Source organism: Desulforamulus profundi, assembly GCF_002607855.1.
The window spans coordinates 99,167-118,644 of sequence record NZ_AWQQ01000049.1 but is presented as its reverse complement, the minus strand read 5'-3'; the positions used below and the strand labels follow the sequence as shown (position 1 = coordinate 118,644).

Below are 19,478 nucleotides of genomic sequence, written 5' to 3'. Positions count from 1 at the left end.
TGCCGGCGGCGGCAGACCACCCTATGGAGATCGTCCCGCCGGCGGCGGCAGGTCGCCCCAGGGAGGACGACCGGGGGGCGGGGCGCGCAATGCGGGTCCGGTAATTCCAAAACCGCCGGAGCAGGTTGCCCAGCCGAAGCCTACCAAGGCGCCGGATAAAACCAAGGGTGACCGCCGTAAAAATTATGAGAAAGACGGTAAGTGGGCTGACAATAGCATCGAAAGTACCAAACTGAATAAACACCGCCAGCAAAAACCCAGAAGGAGACAGGAACATCCTGCACCGCCGCCGGTACTGGATAAGAGACCCATTCAGATCGGTGAAACCGTTACGGTTCAGGAATTGGCCGAAAAGCTCAAGAAGACTGCGGCGGAAGTCATTAAAAAACTTTTAGGCCTGGGCATTCTGGCCACTATTAACCAGGAGATTGACTTTGATACCGCTGCCCTGATTGCCGGTGAATTTGGCGTGGAAGCGGAGCTGAAAGTGGCGGTGGATAAAGAGGCCCTGGTGATGGCTGAGCCCGAGGATGATCCTTCTCTATTTGTTTCCCGTCCACCGGTGGTAACCATCATGGGTCACGTTGACCATGGTAAAACCTCTTTGCTGGATGCCATCCGGGAGACCAATGTGACCGCCGGTGAGGCCGGGGGTATTACCCAGCATATCGGCGCTTACCAGGTGGAGCACAACGGCAAGAAAATCACCTTTGTGGATACGCCGGGTCACGCCGCCTTTACGGCCATGCGGGCCCGTGGCGCACAAATTACGGATATCGCCATTCTGGTGGTGGCCGCCGATGACGGGGTGATGCCCCAAACGGTGGAGGCCATTAACCACGCCAAGGCCGCCAATGTTCCCATTATTGTAGCCATTAACAAAATGGATAAACCGGACGCCAACCCGGACAAAGTAAAGCAGGAACTGACCCAGCATGAACTGGTGGTGGAAGACTGGGGGGGCGATGTCATTGCCGTTCCTGTATCCGCCAAGGCCCGTACCGGCCTGGATAACCTGCTGGAAATGATCCTGCTGGTGGCCGAGGTGCATGAACTGAAAGCCAACCCCAACCGCCAGGCCAGGGGTACCGTTGTGGAGGCTGAACTGGATAAGGGCAGAGGCCCCGTAGCCACCGTCCTGGTCCAGAATGGCACCTTAAATGTGGGAGATACTATTGTTGTGGGTCATGTTTCCGGCCGCGTCAGGGCCATGATCGATGATAAGGGCCGCCGGGTGAAAAAGGCCGGTCCCAGTACACCGGTGGAAATCCTGGGTCTGTCCGATGTGCCGGAAGCCGGGGATATCCTGGTGGCGGTAGAAGACGAAAAGCTGGCCAGAGAAGTGGCGGAAAAACGGCAAATTCGCAAGAGAGAAGAAATTCTTAAGTCTACGACCAAAATCTCGCTGGATGATTTGTTTAAACACATCCAGGAGGGTCAGATCAAAGAACTGCCCATCATTGTGAAAGCCGATGTACAGGGATCCATCGAAGCGCTGGCCCAGGCCCTGGAGAAGCTGACCACCGATGAGGTCAAGGTGAACCTTATTCACAGCGGGGTTGGCGCCATCAATGAAACCGACATTATGCTGGCCTCTGCCTCCAATGCCATTGTCATCGGATTTAACGTTCGCCCGGATGCCAATGCCAGAAAGATAGCCGAAGCAGAAAAAATTGACATTCACCTCTATCGCGTTATTTATGAGGTAATCGATGATGTCAAGAAGGCCATGAGCGGCCTGCTGGATCCTGAATTTAAAGAGGTCATTCTGGGACACGTGGAGGTCAGAAGGATCTTCAAGGCCTCCAAAATTGGCACCATTGCCGGGGGTTATGTAACCGAAGGCAAGATTACCAGGGATTCGGGAATCCGGGTCATTCGCGACGGGATTGTCATTCATGAAGGCAAACTGGACTCCTTGAAACGTTTCAAAGACGATGCCAAAGAAGTGGCTCAGGGTTATGAGTGCGGCATCACCATTGATCGTTTTAACGACATCCAGGAAGGAGATATCATCGAGGCCTTCACCGTAGAAACCATTAAACGGGAACTTGCATAGATTATCCAAGAACTTAAATTACACAGGAGGTGTGTAGCATGTCACACCGACCGGAACGTATCGCTGAAGCCATTAAAAAAGAGATAGCAGACTTACTGAGAAATGAAATAAAAGACCCCAGGGTGGGTTTTGTCACCATCACCGGGGTGGAAGTTACCAAGGACCTGTGCTTTGCTAAAATTTTTATCAGTGTTATGGGTTCCGAAGACCAGCGGGCGGAAACATTAAGCACGCTGCAGAAAGCCGCCGGCTACATGCGTTCAGAAATCGGCCGCAGAATCAAGGTCCGGCATGCACCGGAAATCATCTTTAAATTAGATACCTCGTTAGACAACGGTACTCGCATCATGGAGCTCCTCCGTGAGATTAACCGTCAGGAGGAAAAACGCCCATGAATAACCTAATGGCAGTGGCAGAGGTCATTAAAAAAGCACAGCGGCCTCTGCTATGCGGTCATGTCATGCCTGACGGGGACAGCCTGGGCTCCGTACTGGCTCTGGGGCTGGGCCTGCAGCGGCTGGGCAAAGAGGTGACCCTCGTCAGCTCGGACCCCGTACCGGACCTCTATCATTTTCTGCCGGGCGTGGAAACGGTGATTGTGGGGGAGGTACCAGAGGGAGACTATGATTTGCTGGTTGCCGTGGATTTTTCGGTGCCCGATCGTTTGGGTTCAGCCCTGCATGCTTTCGTGAAGAACGGGCTGCCCGTGGCGGTCATTGATCATCATGTAAATGACCACCCCTTCGGACATTACAATTATGTACGGACCGAAGCCGCAGCCACCGGAGAAATTATTATGGACCTCCTGGACCTGTTGCAGATCGATTTAAATCTGGATCTGGCCATCAATCTTTATACGGCCATTGTCACCGACACGGGGTCCTTTCGCTATGAAAACACAACTTCCGAGACCCACGCCAAGACTGCCCGGCTGTTGGAATGCGGGGTGCCGGTTTCCCGCCTGTCCAACTACATCTTTGGGGAACAGCCCCTGGTCTTGTTGAGACTGCTGGAAGCCGCCCTGGGTACGCTGGAAGTCAGTGATTGCGGTCAAATAGCCTGGATGAGTATCTCCAGGGAGATGGTACAGTCGGCGGGGGCCAGTGGCCAGCACATCGAAGGCCTCATTAATTACCCCCGCAAAATCAAAGGGGTCGAACTGGCCATCGTATTCCGTGAATTGGATGAACAGCGGGTTAAAGTAAGTTTTCGGTCTAAATACCAGGTCGACGTCAATCTTTTAGCAAAAAAATTTGGTGGTGGAGGTCATGTACGGGCCTCCGGATGTACCGTAGAGGGCCCGCTGGAACAGGCAAGAGAACTGGTTCTCAAGGAAGTAAAAGAATTTTTCCGGGAGGGTTCCGATGGACGGCATCCTTAACGTCTTAAAACCCCCTGGCATGACGTCCCATGATGTGGTTGCCTTTGTTCGCAGGGTTACCGGTAACAAAAAATGCGGTCATACCGGTACCCTTGACCCCGGCGCCGCAGGAGTGCTGCCGGTCTGCCTGGGCAAAGCCACAAAATTGGCCAGATTTGTCACGGAGGGGGACAAGACTTACCGGGGCGAGATCACCCTGGGTATCGCCACGTCAACCCAGGATGCCTTTGGAGATATTCTGGCATATCAGGACGCATCCCGGGTAACCCTTGAGCAGTTTAAAGAGGTGATTCCTTCCTTTCTAGGCAGTATTGAACAAGTCCCCCCGATGGCTTCCGCCATTAAAGTGCAGGGGCAGCGTCTTTATGAATTGGAGCGTCAAGGCAAGACCGTAGAGGTTCCCACCCGGGTGGTCACAATCTACGACCTGAAAATCATTGACAGCTGGGACTGGCAAACACCTCACCCCCGTATTTTGTTTGATTGCACTTGTTCAAAGGGGACATATGTGCGTACCCTGTGCTCGGATATTGGCCAGGCACTGGGGTGTGGCGCCTATATGTCCTTTTTGCTGCGCTCCCGGGTGGGCGCCTTTGGCCTGGAGAGCACCGTTACCCTGGAAACGCTGGCGAAATTAGCGAGGAAAAACAATGTGCGGAAGTTACCATACCCATGGTACAGGCAGTACAGCATTTGCCGGTGGTGGAGATCCTTCCCACCGCTCAAAAATCCGTAACTTCCGGCGCCACCCTATATCCCTCGGGAATTCGGTCCAGGTCCGGGGAAGTTTCCCCGGGTGATTTGGTGCGGGTACAGGTTGACCAGCAACTGTTAGGGATTTTCCAGGCGGTTCTAGATGGGCAGCAGGAAACCAGCCGGCTGGTTTATAAACCGGAGGTTGTATTTGCTTCCTAAAAGCTTATTCCTTACCTTTACATATATTTCGTAAATAATTTTTTGGTTTACCAAAATGTCGAGAGGTATTATATTATAAAGGGCGGATTGTTCGACTGGCAGGGGGTCATTGAAATTGCGCGTTTACGAAAGCCTTACCGGGCTTAAAGACAGGTATCCGAATATCACCGTCGCCTTGGGGAATTTTGACGGTATCCACCTTGGTCACCAAAGGCTGATCGGGGAGGCAGTGGCAATTGCCCGCCGGAACAATGGAACGGCAGCGGTATTAACCTTTCACCCGCATCCGATGGCGGTACTGAAACCCGAACTGGCGCCGCCCATGCTGCTGGACCAGGAAGCAAAGCGGCGAATGATGGCGGAACTGGGTGTCGATATCTTGATTTTGCTGCCCTTTACCCTGAACTTTGCTCAACTGAGTCCGGAGGAATTTATTAAAGACGTGCTTGTAAAGCAATTAAATGTCAAAGCCATCGTGGTAGGCTACAATTATTCCTTCGGCCACAGGGGCCGTGGCAACCCGGAAACCATCTGGAAATATGCGGAGGAGTGCGGCTATACGTTGAGCGTTATTCCACCGGTGAAGGTGGTCAGCCAGGTGGTCAGCAGCACCTTAATTCGAAACAAACTGGCGGAGGGAGATGTGGCCGCCGCCCAAAAACTGCTGGGCTACTATCCTTTTACCGAGGGGACGGTTGTCCTGGGGGACCGGCGGGGGAATACCCTGGGCTTTCCCACGGCCAATATTGACTGCCCGGCGGGTATGATGGTGCCGGCCAGAGGGGTTTACAGTGTCCATGTGGATATGGACGGTGAGACCTATCTGGGCGTAGCAATGTGGGCACCAAGCCTACCTTTAACGGCATCAATCAACGAATCAACATTGAGGTTCATTTGCTGGATTTCTGTGGCGACATTTACGGGAAGAAAATAAAAGTGAAATATGTTCGCAGGTTGAGGGACGAGAGAAAGTTTTCCTCCATTACCGACCTGGTTAATCAAATCCAGGCCGATGTGCAAAGTGCCAGATTTGACCATCCGGAGTAAATCGAATAATGGACGGGTCTCCCTAATATATTTAATATTACCTAACATTTACTTATGGCAGCACTTATGCTACAATAAATGCGGCATACGTCCCGAGATCATAACGAAAGGAGACGTTGTCCGTGGGGTATCCAAGATATGATACTCCTGAAGAGGAGGTTAAACGCTGGCTTAATCACATCGCACTGATTTGTGTAAGCGAAGAGTTTCAATCCCTCAAACGTGAATTGGAATCTCTCTATGTTAAATCCAATATGGACAATGTAAGAATTACAGCCTTCCAGGATGCCCTTTATGCCTTTTTGGCCCAGGAAGAGGATGAAAACCGGACCTATCAATCTCGCAGCTGCTGAGCGGAGTGATGTATGCGGATTATCATCACCGAGCACGCTCGCAAGAGGCTAAAGGATTTGCGTCAGGATAAAATTACCAGTGCTGATATTCTCACCGCAGCCAGAGGGATTCCGGGTCGCATACCGACAGCCACCCGATTCAGGGGGTTTTTCGCCAAATCAGGCCGTATGTTTGATATTGTTGCCAAAGATATTGAAAACGGTCGCTTGGTGATTACCATAATTGGGAAATAATATTCTCAGGAACTGTTATCTAGGGAATTCGTTCACTCCGACGGTTGTCTTGGATAACAGGGATTATCAGAATAAGGAGGTGAACATCGTGGCATTGTCTGCAGAAAGAAAGAATGAAATTATTCAAACCTTTAAAACCCATGAGAGCGATACCGGTTCTCCCGAAGTGCAAATTGCTCTTCTGACCGAACGTATCAATCAATTAACCGAGCACCTGAAGTCCTTTAAAAAGGATCACCATTCCCGCCGTGGCCTGTTAAAAATGGTTGGCCAGCGTCGTGCTCTTCTCAATTACCTGCGGGACCGTAACTTCGACCGCTACCGTGCCATTTTGGAAAAACTGGGATTGCGCAAGTAGTAAAAGTGGGCTGTTCGCCCACTTTTGTTTTATATAGGGGTCAGTGAGACGGCAATCTGTATTTTTCATGTAGTAAGAAGGAAATACTAATAAAAATGTCGAAGTGCTAAGATTTGTCAAGAACTTGGAGTTGTGGAGGTAGAAAGAGTGTCAGAGAATCCAGTATTAATCAGGGAGATTTCCCTGGGGGGCAGAGCCCTCACCCTGGAAACAGGCAGATTGGCCAAGCAGGCCAGCGGCGCCGTATTGGTAACATACGGGGAGACCGTGGTCCTGGTCACCGCAACGGTGGCGAAGAATACCAGGGACATTGACTTTTTCCCGCTTACAGTGGACTATGAGGAAAGACTTTATGCTGTGGGAAAAATTCCCGGCGGTTTTATTAAACGTGAAGGGCGGCCCAGTGAAAAGGCCATCCTGTCCGGTCGCCTGATTGACCGCCCCATCCGACCGCTGTTCCCTAAACACATGCGGAATGAGGTCCAGGTGGTGGCCACCGTATTATCCGTTGACCAGGATAATGCACCGGAAATTGCCGCCATGATCGGCGCGTCTGCTGCTTTACATATCTCGAAGATTCCCCTTAAAAAGCCCATTGGCGGCGTGATTGTAGGGCGGGTAGACGGCCAGTTTGTCGTGAACCCGGTGGTGCGCCAGGCGGAAAACAGTGATATGCACCTGGTGGTGGCGGGCACCGACGATGCCGTCATGATGGTGGAAGCCGGCGCCAAGGAAGTGCCGGAAGATCAAATTCTCGAAGGCATTATGTTTGGTCACGAAGTTGTCAAGGAAATTGTAAAATTCATTGAGGACTTCCGGACCGAAGCCCTGGCCATGGGCCTGGCCCAGGAAAAAATGGAAATTCCGGAACCGGAACTGGATGCCACCCTGGTAGATGCCATTCTGCCCAAGGCGGAAGAAGCCATTCGCGAGGCGGTACTCCATTGTTCCAGAGAAAACTTGAGCAAGAAGGAAAGAGAAGCTACATGGATGAGGTTCTCAACGGCTTGCAGGAATTTTTCCTGGAACAATACCCGGACAACCCCAAAGAAGTCAACATGCTGATTGAAAAGGCCGAAAAGAAAGTCGTCCGCAGGATTATCACCCACGATAAACTGCGCATTGACGGCAGGGCCATCGATGAAATCCGTCCCATTTCCGTCCAAGTGGGTGTGCTTCCCCGGACCCACGGTACAGGGTTGTTTACCAGGGGCCAGACACAAATTTTGTCGGTGGCAACCCTTGGTTCCATCAGTGAAGAACAAATTCTGGACGGCCTTGGCCTGGAAGAAACTAAACGATATATGCACCACTATAATTTCCCGCCCTTCAGCACCGGGGAAACCAAGCCCATGCGGTCTCCGGGGCGCCGGGAAATCGGACACGGCGCGCTGGCGGAGCGGGCACTGGAACCCATGATCCCGTCCGAAGAGGTGTTCCCGTATACCATCCGGGTGGTTTCCGAAGCCATTGAATCAAACGGTTCCACCTCCATGGGCAGTGTCTGCGGCAGCACGCTGGCCTGATGGATGCAGGGGTACCCTTGAAGGCTCCGGTGGCCGGCGTGGCCATGGGGCTGATTATGGAGGAAGACAAATTTACCGTCCTGACCGATATCCAGGGTCTGGAAGACCACCTGGGGGATATGGACTTTAAAGTAGCCGGCACCGCCAGGGGCGTTACCGCCCTGCAAATGGATATCAAGATTCCCGGCATCACCAGGGATGTCTTTGAACAGGCGCTGGAACAGGCAAACCGGGGGCGTATGTTTATCCTGGGCAAAATGCTGGATGTTCTGCCGGAACCAAGACCGGAAATCTCCCAGTATGCTCCGAGCATCATTCGTACCAGCATTCATCCCGATAAAATCAGGGACGTGATCGGACCAGGCGGCAAGATCATCAAGAAGCTGGTTGAAGAAACCGGTGCGAATATTGATATTGAAGATGACGGCAGGGTCTTTATCGCCGCCGTTGACCGGGAAAAGGGCAAACGGGCTTTGGAAATTATCGAAGCCATTACCGCCGAGGTCGAAGTGGGCAAGTTATACAACGGCAAGGTTACCCGCTGCACCGATTTTGGCTGCTTTGTAGAGGTCATTCCCGGCGTCATGGGACTGCAGGGCAAGGAAGGCCTGGTCCACATTTCACAGCTGGCCTTCCAGCGGGTTGAAAAAACCGAAGACGTGGTGAAGGAAGGAGACGTCATCACCGTCAAAGCCATTGGCTACGATCATCAAGGCCGCCTGAAGCTGTCCAAAAAGGAAGCCATGAGGGATTTGGGCCTGGCGCATGAAGAAGCCCCCGATGATAAAGGGGAACGGGGGGAACGAAGGGAACGCAGACCCTTTAGCCGTCCAAAGGTTACCAAGGAATAAAATCACATTGGCCGGTAAACCGGAGTTAACCATTGATTTAACTTCCGTTTACCGGCTATGTTTTTGTTAATGAGATTGGTTCCAGGTTATCTGGATATAGAAGCGGATACACTCTTTGCCAAAACTCCTAAGGAATAGGTAAAATAAGATTGTGCCTTTATATACAAGCTTTTCTTAAAAGAGGTGATGGCAATTCGTAAAGGTAAATTAATGTCGGTCATTGTATTGTTTTTGCTGGTTTCTTTCCTGACGGCGGTTCCCTTCAGTCATGCCGAGGCCTACCTGGGGGACAGAACCTTGAAGTACGGTATAGTGGGCTACGATGTTTTACAACTGCAAAAGAATCTGGGTTATTTGGGATATAACGTCGGCAAGCTGGACGGCAAGTTCGGCTGGCAAACCTTTAGTGCGGTCAAGAATTTTCAGTGGCGTAATGGTTTAAAGGTAGACGGTATTGTTGGTAAAAACACCGCCAACGCCATTATTGCCAGGTGAGCGGCAACAAGGCACAGCGTCCTAAGGCGGCAAACGCCGCTTCCCGAGGCAATCTGCCCCTTTCCCGGCAGGACCTCTATGATCTGGCCAGGGTGGTGCACGGCGAAGCCCGGGGAGAATCCTTTACGGGACAAGTTGCCGTTGCATCAGTGGTTTTAAACAGGTTACAGTCCGGACAGTTCGGCAATACTGTTCAGGACGTCATTTTTCAGCCCTGGGCCTTTACAGCCGTACATGACAGGCAGTTTTATTTGCCGCCCGACCAATCTGCTTTCCGGGCTGTCAATGCGGCTGTAAAGGGCTGGGACCCTACGGGCGGAGCTCTCTACTACTGGAACCCGCAGACCGCCACCAGTAAATGGGTTTGGACTCGCCCAATTATTAACCAAATTGGTAGACATGTGTTTGCCTACTAAAACCTGACTATTTAGAGCAACCCCCTCGATTAAAAGAGGGGGTTTGCCTTTTCCGGACCGGGGCCTGCCATTTCGGTTTGTAGAAATATTCCTCTCCCTGCTGGCATAGAGATTGGAAAGAGTAATTTTTTTAGGGGGAGAATAATCATGAGGATACTGTACATTCGCAGGGGCCCGGTTTATAAAGTGATTCTGTGGCTTTTCATCATCCTGTTCTTCATTAGTCTGGGGATCCTGGCCACCCGTGAAAAATACGAAAGAGTGCTTGCCCCCATTTACCAGGGCAGCGATCAAGAAAAAAAGATTGCCCTGACCTGCAATGTTTTCTGGGGAGAAGAGTATATCCCCAAGATGCTGGAAGTGCTGGAAGACCAGCAGGTGAAGATTACCTTTTTTGCCGGCGGCACCTGGGTGAGGGATTTTCCGGAACTGCTCAAAAAATGGACGCCGCAGGCCATGAAATCGGCTCACACGGCTATTCACACCCCCATCCCGACCGGCTTTCCAAAAGCGGCAACCTGAGGGATATGCAAAGGGCGGAAAAGCTGATTTATGATACCATTAACAAGCGGCCCAAGCTGTACGCACCACCCTACGGGGAAAGGGGACCGACGGTCCTTAAGGCCGCCGAGGAACAGGGATATACCTTTATTCTCTGGAGTATTGACACCATTGACTGGCAGCGCCCCTCGCCGGACGTCATTGTCAGACGGGTGGTGGATAAAGCGCATAACGGCTCCATTGTCCTGATGCACCCGACGGCTCCCACTGTAAAGGCGCTGCCGGTAATCATCAAGCAGTTGAAGAAAGAGGGTTATGAATTTGTGACGGTGGGAGAAATGATTGAGAACCTCCCTGCGGAACAAAGGAAAGAGAATGTGAAAAATTAATAGACTTACCGGTTCGGGGTATACTTACAATGATCTAAATTTTCTGCAGCCATACTTTTAGAGATTCTTAAATTTTTAAAGGATTTTCTGAGTTATTGGCGAAAAGACTGGTTAATTGCGCTTCCAGGGGGTGTTGTAATGTTTTACCAAAAAGAAGTACTACCAAATGGAGTAAGAATCCTTACACAACAGGTATCCCATGTCCGTTCCGTGGCTTTGGGAATATGGGTAGATGTCGGGTCCCGGGATGAGAGTGATACAACCTCAGGTATTTCCCATTATATCGAGCACATGTTGTTTAAGGGCACCAAACACCGGACCGCCAAACAAATCGCCGAAGAACTGGATGCTGTGGGCGGCCAGTTAAACGCATTTACCACCAAGGAGTATACTTGCTATTATGCCAAGGTGCTGGATGAACATTTTGACCTGGCGGTGGACATTCTGACCGATATGCTGTTCCATTCCAAAGTTTCCGAGCAGGATGTGGAGCGGGAAAAAATGTGATCCTGGAAGAGATCAAGATGTACGAGGATGCCCCGGATGAACTTGTCCATGACATGTTCGCCAAAACCATCTGGTCCGGTCACCCTCTGGGCAGACCCATCATCGGGACTTCGGACACGGTATGCAGTTTTAACTACCAGGATCTCCGTTCTTATATGAAGGATCACTATACGCCAAAGCGGATGGTTATTTCTGTGGCCGGGAATATAAGACACCGGCAGGTGGTTGAGAAACTGTCCCCGCTGTTTGGCAGCTTGACCGGTGAGGGCATTAGCAGGCAGCTGCAAAAGCCCAGTCCCACCGTGCAGGTAAACTGCCGCAGCAAAGAAACAGAACAGGTACATATGGTGATTGGGGCCCCGGATTAAGTTTGGACAATGATCTGGTCTACATTGCCCAGGTAATCAATACCATCCTTGGTGGGGGGTTGTCCTCCAGGCTGTTCCAGGAAATCAGAGAACAACGGGGTCTGGTCTATACGGTCTATTCGTACCACAGCTCTTACTACGATACCGGTATCTTTGGGGTTTATGCCGGCTTAAGCAAGCAAAATGTAAACCAGGCTATGGAGCTGATCTTTAAAGAGATCCGGGAAATCAAAAAGAACGGGGTGTCCAGGGAAGAACTGCAACGGGCCAAAGACCAGTTGAAAGGCAACCTTTTACTGTCCCTGGAAAGTGTCAACACCCACATGAGCCGGCTTGGTAAGTCTGAACTGTACCTGGGCAAGGTGTACAGCCCGGAAGAAATTGTGGAAAAGCTCAACCGGGTCACCGTTGAGGACACCGTGCGGGTGGCTTCGGAGTTATTCCAACCGGACAAATTCTCCATGGCCGCCATTGGCCCCTGGCAGGATTGCGGAGAGTTAAAAGCCGTTCTGGATACCTTAAGAGACTAGCAAACTTCCCCTGGCAACAGGGGATTTTTGGTTGTGACAAACATGGGGGAGGTACTATTGTTATCCCCGGTCGCTCCAGGCTCCGCAAAGTCGCTCTCTAAGGATAACAATAGTACCTTGCCAATTCGAATCACATGTTCATATCAGGAAGTCCCTTTCAATAGTGGATTTTTTGTTTACCCGGAATATTTGTCCACCGCCTTCATATTATTTAGCAGGGAGGTGGAGAATATTGGTAGGGAGTATTTTTGTGGGATTGCTGGCAGCTTTGCTGGTGGTGTTTTCCATCAGGGAACGCATACGGATAAAACGCTACCGTAAAGAATGGGATGCCATCGGGGAAAGTAAGGCCTCGCCCATTTCTGAGTCTCTGGCGGGGCTGGTTGGCACTGCCGGCGGTATTTATTTGTCCCTGGTGATGCTGACAACCTTTTTAGAAATTGATGTACCTTCCAGGGTAAACGTTTCTGTGGTCAGCCTGGAGCCGATGGCTGCCATATCCTTTCTCCTGGCGATCATCAGTCCCTTTTTCAATCGTTTCATGAGAGGTTTGAAGAGATTTACATTCAGGTAAGGGAGGGTTGGCCATGCGGTTGTGTGAATTAGTGGGCAAAGAAATAGTGAATATTAACAATGGCGCCCGCCTTGGCGTGATCGGGGAATCCGATGTCACCATCGATGTTGAGTCCGGGGCCATTTGCTCCATTATCTTACCCAGGCGGAGCAATTTTATCAACATGTGGATGGATAAGCAGCAAATGATCATCCCCTGGGAAAGTATCCGCAAGATCGGTGAAGAAGTCATTATTGTTGAAATGGACCAGTGCAATCCGGTTTTTCAAAAATACAATTATTAGGAACCCCGTCTCCGGGGTTCTTTTTATATGCTTTCCTGAAGCAATCATGATGAGTAATAAACTTTTAACATTTCATACTATTCAGTAAACAATCCTCTGCCTGCTCATAAACGTCAGGCACGGATGACCCTCCGGTTATATGGAACTTGACAAGTGCAAATCAGGTAATGGATAATAAAATGCAACAATTCTGCATAAAAACACAGGTACAAATCACAAAGGCGGTGGTCTAATGATAAAGGTTGTTGTTGCAGGCGCAGTGGGTAAAATGGGACAGGAATCCTGCAAAGCGGTGGCGCAGGCAGAAGGAATGCAATTGGTAGGGGCAGTGGACAGCAGGGATAGCGGCAGTGCCATTGGTACATACATCGGCAAGCCGGATATAAACGTCGCGATTTCCAATGACCTGGAGCAGGTGTTTCGGGAAGTTCAACCCGATGTGCTGGTTGACTTTACGCGCCCCGGTGTGGTGCAGGGGCACATTGAACTGGCCCTGCAGGCCGGTGTAAGACCGGTAGTAGGGACCACCGGCATGAACGCCGGTGAAATTGAACGCTTTGTACAGATGGCCTCCGATAAAAAATTGGGGGGTTGATTGTCCCCAATTTTGCCATTGGTGCCTTATTAATGATAAAATTTGCCACGGAAGCCGCCAAATATTTTCCCCATGTGGAAATTATCGAGCTGCACCATGACCAGAAGATGGATGCGCCGTCGGGGACTGCCGTGAAAACGGCGGAATCCATTGCCGCTGTGAGAGGCCGGATGTCCCAGGCATGCCCAGTGAATTTGAGAAGATTGAAGGGGTGCGGGGCGGCAATTTTGAAGGCATGCGCATCCACAGTGTGCGGCTGCCCGGATTCGTAGCCCACCAGGAGGTAATTTTTGGCGGCATTGGCCAGACATTAAGCATCCGGCATGATTCCATTTCCAGAGAGTCCTTTATGCCGGGCCTTATCCTGGCTGTACGCAAGGTGATGGCGCTGGACCGTCTAGTTTATGGATTGGAAAATATACTGTTTGAATAACTAAATATGGTATTTCCCGCACCTCCGTTAAGACCGTACGTACAAGCACCACCCCCTCCGGTAACTCATATCATGTAGTGTGTAATAGATGGTTGAGAGGAGGGGACATCATGCAGCCCGATTTAAATGGGGTGAAGGTGGCTGTCCTGGGTGGTGACGCCAGGGAAATTGTGCTGGTCTCTACCTTATCTCGCCTGGGTGCACATGTAAGGGTCGTTGGCCTGCCGGTTAAACAAGATCCCCCGCATGTAATCCATTACCAGAGATTGGAAGAAGCATTGGCAGATGTTCAGGCAGTCATATTGCCGGTACCAGGCATCCTGGAAGACGGTAATCTTTATTCTGTATATGAAGAGAAGCCTCTGGCACTTTCTGAAGCGTTACTGGTTAAGCTGCCTCCCCAGGCCCCCATTTTTGTGGGGTTCGCCCGGCCAAAGCTGAAGGAAATCGTCCAGCGAAGCAATGTAAAGCTGATCACTGTGCTGGACCTGGATGAAGTGGCCATCCTGAATTCCATTCCTTCGGCGGAAGGGGCCATTCAGATGGCCATGGAGAATACGGCCATTACCATTCACAACAGCAAGTCCTTTGTGTTGGGATTTGGCCGCACCGGAGCCAGCATTGCCAGGCTGCTCCATGGCATGGGGGCCAGGGTGACTGTGGTAACCAGGTCGCCTGCTGACCGGGCCAGGGTCTATGAGATGGGGATGGAGCCTTTATCCTTTGAAGAGCTGCCGGATGCAATTTCCAGGGCGGAGATCATTTTTAACACGGTACCTGCGGTTGTATTAAGCAACAGCGTTTTAAGCAAGGCAAGGGAGGACGCAGTAATCATCGATGTGGCTTCCCCGCCGGGCGGCACAGACTTTGAAGCCGCGGCAAGGTTTGGCATTAAAGCGCTGCTGGCGCCCGGCCTGCCAGGCAAGGTGGCGCCGAAAACCGCCGGTCAAATCTTGTCGAAGGTGATACCTTCCCTTTTAGCGCAGGAGTTGGTACGGAAAAACGGACAATAAAGGAATGGCTTGCGGAGGTGCGGCATATGCGTTTAAAAGGAATACGTATTGGCTTTGCCTGACGGGATCCCACTGTACATTAGATGAAATCATGCCGAAAATTCAGGAGTTAGTGAACGAAGGGGCAGAGGTATTTCCCATTGTAAGTTATGCTGTTGACAAAATCGACACCCGTTTTGGCACAGCCCGAAAATGGCGTGATCTGCTAAAACAAATCACCGGCAAAGAGCCCATCAATACCGTCAGCGGCGCTGAACCAGTGGGACCCAAACAATTGGTGGATGTGGTCGTTATTGCCCCCTGCACCGGCAATACCATGGCCAAATTGGCCAACGGAATTACCGATACGCCGGTCTTAATGGCGGCCAAAGCCCATCTAAGAAACCAAAAACCGGTTATCCTCGGGATCTCCACCAACGACGGTTTGGGGATGAATGCAAAAAATCTTGGATTACTTCTTAACACCAAGAATGTTTATATGGTACCATTTGGTCAGGATAGTCCCACCGGAAAACCAAACTCTCTGAAAAGCCGCATGGATCTGATTATCGATACCATCGAACAGGCTTTGCAGGGAAAACAAATCCAACCTATTTTGGTGCAGCCCTAATTTTGTCCGAACCGGGGGTATCTAACATATCAAGGAGGGAAATTGAGCTTGAAAAAGGTGAATGTCGTTGTGGTCGGTGCTACCGGAGCAGTGGGTCAGGAGATTTTAAATATATTAAATGAACGCAATTTTCCCATTAACAATCTAAAACTCTGCGCAACTTCCCGTTCCGCCGGAACAGAAATTGAGTTCCAGGGCCAAAAATATGTTGTTGAGGAGACCACCCCCGAGTCCTTTACCGGCATGGACATCGCATTGTTTGCCGGCGGTAAAGCCAGTTTGGAGTATGGGCCGGCGGCTGTGGAACGCGGCTGTGTGGTCATTGATAACAGCAGCAATTACCGGATGGACCAGGAGGTTCCCCTAGTGGTGCCGGAAGTGAATCCGGAGGATGTCACCTGGCACAAGGGAATTATTGCCAATCCCAACTGCTCCACCATCATCATGGTGGTTGCGTTAAAACCCATTTATGATGCCGCAGGCATCAAACGGGTGGTGGTTTCCACGTACCAGGCGGTATCCGGCGCCGGCAAAGAAGGTATTGAAGAACTGACCGAACAGGTAAAAGCGGTTCTAGAAGGCAGGGAATATCCCCCCAGTAAATTTGCCCACCAGATTGCCTTTAACCTGATACCCCACATTGATGTATTCCAGGACATGGACTACACCAAAGAAGAATGGAAAATGGTGAAAGAAACCCAGAAAATTATGCATGACAGCAGCATTCGAATCACCGCCACCACCGTCCGGGTGCCGGTCTATCGCAGTCACTCCGAGTCTGTCAACATTGAAACCGAGCGAAAACTGACCGCCGCCCAGGCTAAAGAAATTCTGGCTCAGGCGCCGGGTGTCATTGTTCAAGACGACGTGGCCAACAAAGTGTATCCCATGCCCCTGTTCACCTCCGATAAGGATGAGGTCTTTGTGGGGCGCATTCGTGAAGACCATACCGTTGACAACGGCTTGAACCTTTGGGTGGCAGGCGATCAAATTCGCAAGGGTGCGGCAACCAATGCCGTGCAGATTGCGGAACTCCTATTAAAATATGACTGTTTAATGGAGAAGAAGTAACATGCGTTTTCTTGTGCAGAAGTTTGGCGGAACCTCACTGGTGACTCAGGAATTGAGGGATCTTGTTGTCGGCAGGATTTTTGCCGCTGCTGACGAAGGTTTTGCACCGGTGGTTGTGGTTTCTGCCATCGGCCGGGCCGGGGAACCCTATGCTACCGACACATTGATTAATTTTGCCTTATCCATTAACCGTGATCTCCCGGCCAGGGAAATGGATATGTTGATGTCCTGCGGGGAAATTATATCCGGTGTAGCCATGGTGAATACCCTGCAGCGGATGGGCAGGCAGGCGGTTCTCCTCACCGGGGCACAGGCGGGAATCATCACCGATGGCAACCATAATGATGCCCGTATTATCCGGGTAGACCCGAAAAACATTATTAAACATGCCGAACAGGGAAAAATCGTGGTTGTGGCGGGTTTTCAGGGGACCAGCGAAACAGGAGAAATTACCACCCTGGGCCGCGGCGGTAGTGACACCACCGCTTCCGCTTTGGGAGTGGCCCTTAATGCGGAATGCATTGACATCTATACCGATGTGGAAGGAATCATGACAGCAGACCCGAGAATTGTAGAAGATGCCCGCATTCTGGATACCGTCACCTACAATGAAATTTGCCAGCTGGCCCATGAAGGGGCCAAGGTCATCCATCCCAGGGCGGTAGAAATTGCCATGCAGAAGAATATTCCCATCCGGGTTCGCTCTACCTTTACCGATGCCCCGGGAACTTTGGTAACCAGTCATCATGAAGTTTATGGCACCATTGATATTACCAGAGACCGGGTTGCCAGCGGTGTTACCCATATTGCAGGAGTGACCCAGTTAAAAATCCATGTAAAGGATCTGACGGTGGAAGATCCTGCCTTACGTATCTTCAGGGCTTTGGCCCTGGCGGATATCAGTATTGACTTTATTAATGTCAGCCCGGAATTAATTATGTTAACGGTGAAAGATGAGGTAGCCCAAAAGGCTGTGGCTGTGCTGGAAAACCTCGGCATCTACCCCATGGTAAGATCCAACTGCGCTAAAGTTTCCACAGTGGGGGCAGGAATGACAGGTGTACCGGGTGTAATGGCTCGTATTGTGCAGGCCCTTACCGAAGAAGGGGTTGAAATATTGCAGTCTTCCGATTCCCATACCACCATCTGGGTTTTGGTGGAGAAAGTAAATATGAATAAAGCCATCCGTGCCCTGCACCGGAAGTTTGAACTGGGACATAGCTGCAAAACCCAATCGTAAGCAGAGGGTAATAAATAAGTAAGGATGGTGATAATTAATGGCAGCTGTTGATTTTGGGCGGGTTCTTACAGCAATGGTGACTCCCTTTAATCCTGATTTATCAGTTAACTTCGCCCAGGCTAAAAAATTAGGAAGGTATTTAGTGGAAAACGGATCGGACGGATTGGTGGTCTGCGGTACCACCGGGGAGTCCCCGACCCTGTCCAAAGACGAAAAAATTGAATTGTTTAAAGCCATTGTCGATGAGGTTGGGGGCCAGGCGGCGGTGGTGGCCGGTACCGGCAGCTATGACACCGCCGGCAGCATTGCCCTGACCAAAGAAGCAGAGAAGGTCGGCTGTGACGGTGTCATGCTGGTGGCGCCCTATTATAACAAGCTTCCCAGGAAGGACTTTACCGTCATTTCCGGGCGGTGGCTGAAAGCACCAGCCTGCCGGTGATCCTTTATAACATACCGGGGCGTACCGGCATTAATGTCCTGCCGGCTACGGTGGCCAGGCTGGCGGCAGATGTTGCCAACATCGTGGCCATTAAAGAGGCCGCCGGCAATACCGACCAGGTCTCGGAACTGCGCCGGCTGTTACCCGAGGACTTTGCCATTTACAGCGGCGATGATTCCATGACCCTCCCAATGTTATCCCTGGGGGCCAAGGGCATCATCAGTGTGGCCGGTCATGTGGCCGGCAAGCAAATCCAGGAAATGATTGACGCCTTTACCTCCGGCAATACAACGCTGGCAGCCAACCTCCATAAACATTTGTTCCCGCTGTTTAAAGGACTGTTTATTACCACCAACCCCGTTCCTGTGAAGGCCGCTTTAAACCTGAAGGGATTTGCGGTGGGCGGTGTTCGACTGCCGCTGGTGGAAGCAACGGCCAGTGAAATTGAATCGGTAAAAGGCGTCATGAAAAGCCTTGAGCTGCTATAAATTTTATTAGCCACAGGACACATCCCGGTGTGTCCTGTTTGTAWTTTTTTGGCACTTCCGGGTAATCATATTGCCGTTAGAGCATAATTTGAGTATAATTTATTGCGTAGGTTACAGGGACGGTTTACCACAGCAGTGTACAATTTCATATTTTTCCCCGCCTTCTCCTAGTTTCTCACCGTATATTGAATCGAAGCGCTTGTATCAAATCATTTAGCAACTATTTGGATCGTAGGAGGTGCGGTTTTGGCGAAAGAACCAAAGTTAGCTGTAATTCCCCTGGGGGGATTAGGCGAGATCGGTAAAAACATGACCGCGGTGAGATTCGGGGAAAACATTGTGCTCATTGACTGTGGTTTAATGTTTCCGGAAGAGGAAATGCTGGGGATCGATATTGTTATCCCCGATATAACTTACCTATTGGAACACAAGGAACAGGTACTGGGTATTTTGCTTACCCATGGCCATGAGGATCACATTGGAGCGTTGCCTTACGTCCTGCGGCAAATCAATGTCCCGGTGTTCGGTTCAAAACTTGCCCTGGGGCTGGTGCAGGGCAAATTAAAAGAACACAACATGTTGGAACAGGTCAAGCTGAATACCGTTAAACCCAGGGATACCATTCAAATTGGCCCCTTTAAGTGCGAATTTATCCGGGTATCCCACAGTATACCGGATGCTATGGCCATTGCCATCCATACACCCGTAGGAACCCTACTGCATACGGGGGATTTCAAAATCGACCAGACGCCTGTGGACGGCGAGGTCATCGATCTGCCAGATTTGCTGCCCTGGGAGAAAA

Annotated in this window: 15 protein-coding genes and 8 pseudogenes; all 23 read left to right on the top strand. The window is 50.9% G+C overall.

Going from position 1 to position 19,478, the window contains the following annotated elements; genetic code table 11:
- A partial coding sequence (infB, locus tag P378_RS08965; RefSeq protein ID WP_180261038.1) for a translation initiation factor IF-2 occupies window positions 1-2,059 on the top strand: 2,059 nt, incomplete at its 5' end.
- 38 nt (window positions 2,060-2,097) lie between these two features.
- On the top strand, window positions 2,098-2,454 hold the full coding sequence (rbfA, locus tag P378_RS08960; protein WP_099083000.1) for a 30S ribosome-binding factor RbfA: 357 nt from the start codon (window positions 2,098-2,100) through the stop codon (window positions 2,452-2,454).
- On the top strand, window positions 2,451-3,440 hold the full coding sequence (locus tag P378_RS08955) for a DHH family phosphoesterase (RefSeq protein WP_099082999.1): 990 nt from the start codon (window positions 2,451-2,453) through the stop codon (window positions 3,438-3,440). Before rbfA ends, P378_RS08955 begins: the two co-directional genes overlap by 4 nt.
- Complete coding sequence (gene truB / locus P378_RS08950) at window positions 3,424-4,176, top strand: tRNA pseudouridine(55) synthase TruB (protein ID WP_238473064.1); 753 nt, start codon at window positions 3,424-3,426, stop codon at window positions 4,174-4,176. Before P378_RS08955 ends, truB begins: the two co-directional genes overlap by 17 nt.
- The gene (locus P378_RS21475; RefSeq protein WP_238473063.1) at window positions 4,140-4,355 is read left to right on the top strand and encodes a PUA domain-containing protein; all 216 of its coding nucleotides are present in this window, start codon (window positions 4,140-4,142) and stop codon (window positions 4,353-4,355) included. Before truB ends, P378_RS21475 begins: the two co-directional genes overlap by 37 nt.
- Before the next feature lie 109 nt (window positions 4,356-4,464).
- Window positions 4,465-5,402, top strand: a pseudogene (locus P378_RS08945) (bifunctional riboflavin kinase/FAD synthetase).
- Window positions 5,403-5,524: 122 nt separating this feature from the next.
- Window positions 5,525-5,755: a hypothetical protein gene (locus P378_RS08940; RefSeq protein ID WP_099082998.1), complete on the top strand. Its 231-nt coding sequence runs from the start codon at window positions 5,525-5,527 to the stop codon at window positions 5,753-5,755.
- 12 nt (window positions 5,756-5,767) lie between these two features.
- A complete protein-coding gene (locus tag P378_RS08935; RefSeq protein ID WP_099082997.1) occupies window positions 5,768-5,989 on the top strand; it encodes a hypothetical protein in 222 nt (73 codons plus the stop codon).
- An 88-nt stretch (window positions 5,990-6,077) separates the two neighbouring features.
- Complete coding sequence (gene rpsO / locus P378_RS08930; protein ID WP_099082996.1) at window positions 6,078-6,347, top strand: 30S ribosomal protein S15; 270 nt, start codon at window positions 6,078-6,080, stop codon at window positions 6,345-6,347.
- Window positions 6,348-6,494: 147 nt separating this feature from the next.
- Window positions 6,495-8,724 (top strand): annotated as a pseudogene (locus P378_RS08925) (polyribonucleotide nucleotidyltransferase).
- 186 nt (window positions 8,725-8,910) lie between these two features.
- On the top strand, window positions 8,911-9,219 hold the full coding sequence (locus tag P378_RS21470; RefSeq protein WP_238473062.1) for a peptidoglycan-binding domain-containing protein: 309 nt from the start codon (window positions 8,911-8,913) through the stop codon (window positions 9,217-9,219).
- Entirely contained in the window at window positions 9,216-9,635 is a 420-nt protein-coding gene (locus tag P378_RS21465; RefSeq protein WP_238473061.1) for a cell wall hydrolase, read from the top strand. The genes P378_RS21470 and P378_RS21465 overlap by 4 nt, the downstream gene beginning before the upstream one ends.
- A gap of 147 nt (window positions 9,636-9,782) precedes the next feature.
- Window positions 9,783-10,525: pseudogene (locus P378_RS08915) on the top strand (polysaccharide deacetylase family protein).
- Window positions 10,526-10,663: 138 nt separating this feature from the next.
- Window positions 10,664-11,930, top strand: a pseudogene (locus P378_RS08910) (M16 family metallopeptidase).
- A 232-nt stretch (window positions 11,931-12,162) separates the two neighbouring features.
- On the top strand, window positions 12,163-12,504 hold the full coding sequence (locus tag P378_RS08905) for a hypothetical protein (protein ID WP_099082995.1): 342 nt from the start codon (window positions 12,163-12,165) through the stop codon (window positions 12,502-12,504).
- Between the two features lie 13 nt (window positions 12,505-12,517).
- Window positions 12,518-12,787, top strand: a complete 270-nt coding sequence (locus P378_RS08900) for a YlmC/YmxH family sporulation protein (RefSeq protein ID WP_099082994.1) — start codon at window positions 12,518-12,520, stop codon at window positions 12,785-12,787.
- 232 nt (window positions 12,788-13,019) lie between these two features.
- Window positions 13,020-13,815, top strand: a pseudogene (gene dapB, locus P378_RS08895) (4-hydroxy-tetrahydrodipicolinate reductase).
- A 110-nt stretch (window positions 13,816-13,925) separates the two neighbouring features.
- The gene (gene dpsA, locus P378_RS08890; protein ID WP_099082993.1) at window positions 13,926-14,828 is read left to right on the top strand and encodes a dipicolinate synthase subunit DpsA; all 903 of its coding nucleotides are present in this window, start codon (window positions 13,926-13,928) and stop codon (window positions 14,826-14,828) included.
- A 26-nt stretch (window positions 14,829-14,854) separates the two neighbouring features.
- A pseudogene (locus P378_RS08885) lies at window positions 14,855-15,438 on the top strand (dipicolinate synthase subunit B).
- A gap of 48 nt (window positions 15,439-15,486) precedes the next feature.
- Window positions 15,487-16,509, top strand: coding sequence for an aspartate-semialdehyde dehydrogenase (locus P378_RS08880; RefSeq protein WP_099082992.1), 1,023 nt, complete (start codon window positions 15,487-15,489; stop codon window positions 16,507-16,509).
- 1 nt (window position 16,510) lies between these two features.
- The gene (dapG, locus tag P378_RS08875) at window positions 16,511-17,749 is read left to right on the top strand and encodes an aspartate kinase (RefSeq protein WP_099082991.1); all 1,239 of its coding nucleotides are present in this window, start codon (window positions 16,511-16,513) and stop codon (window positions 17,747-17,749) included.
- A 37-nt stretch (window positions 17,750-17,786) separates the two neighbouring features.
- Window positions 17,787-18,676, top strand: a pseudogene (gene dapA / locus P378_RS08870) (4-hydroxy-tetrahydrodipicolinate synthase).
- A 309-nt stretch (window positions 18,677-18,985) separates the two neighbouring features.
- Window positions 18,986-19,471: pseudogene (locus P378_RS23520) on the top strand (MBL fold metallo-hydrolase); the annotation flags it as partial.
- Window positions 19,472-19,478: the final 7 nt, after the last annotated feature.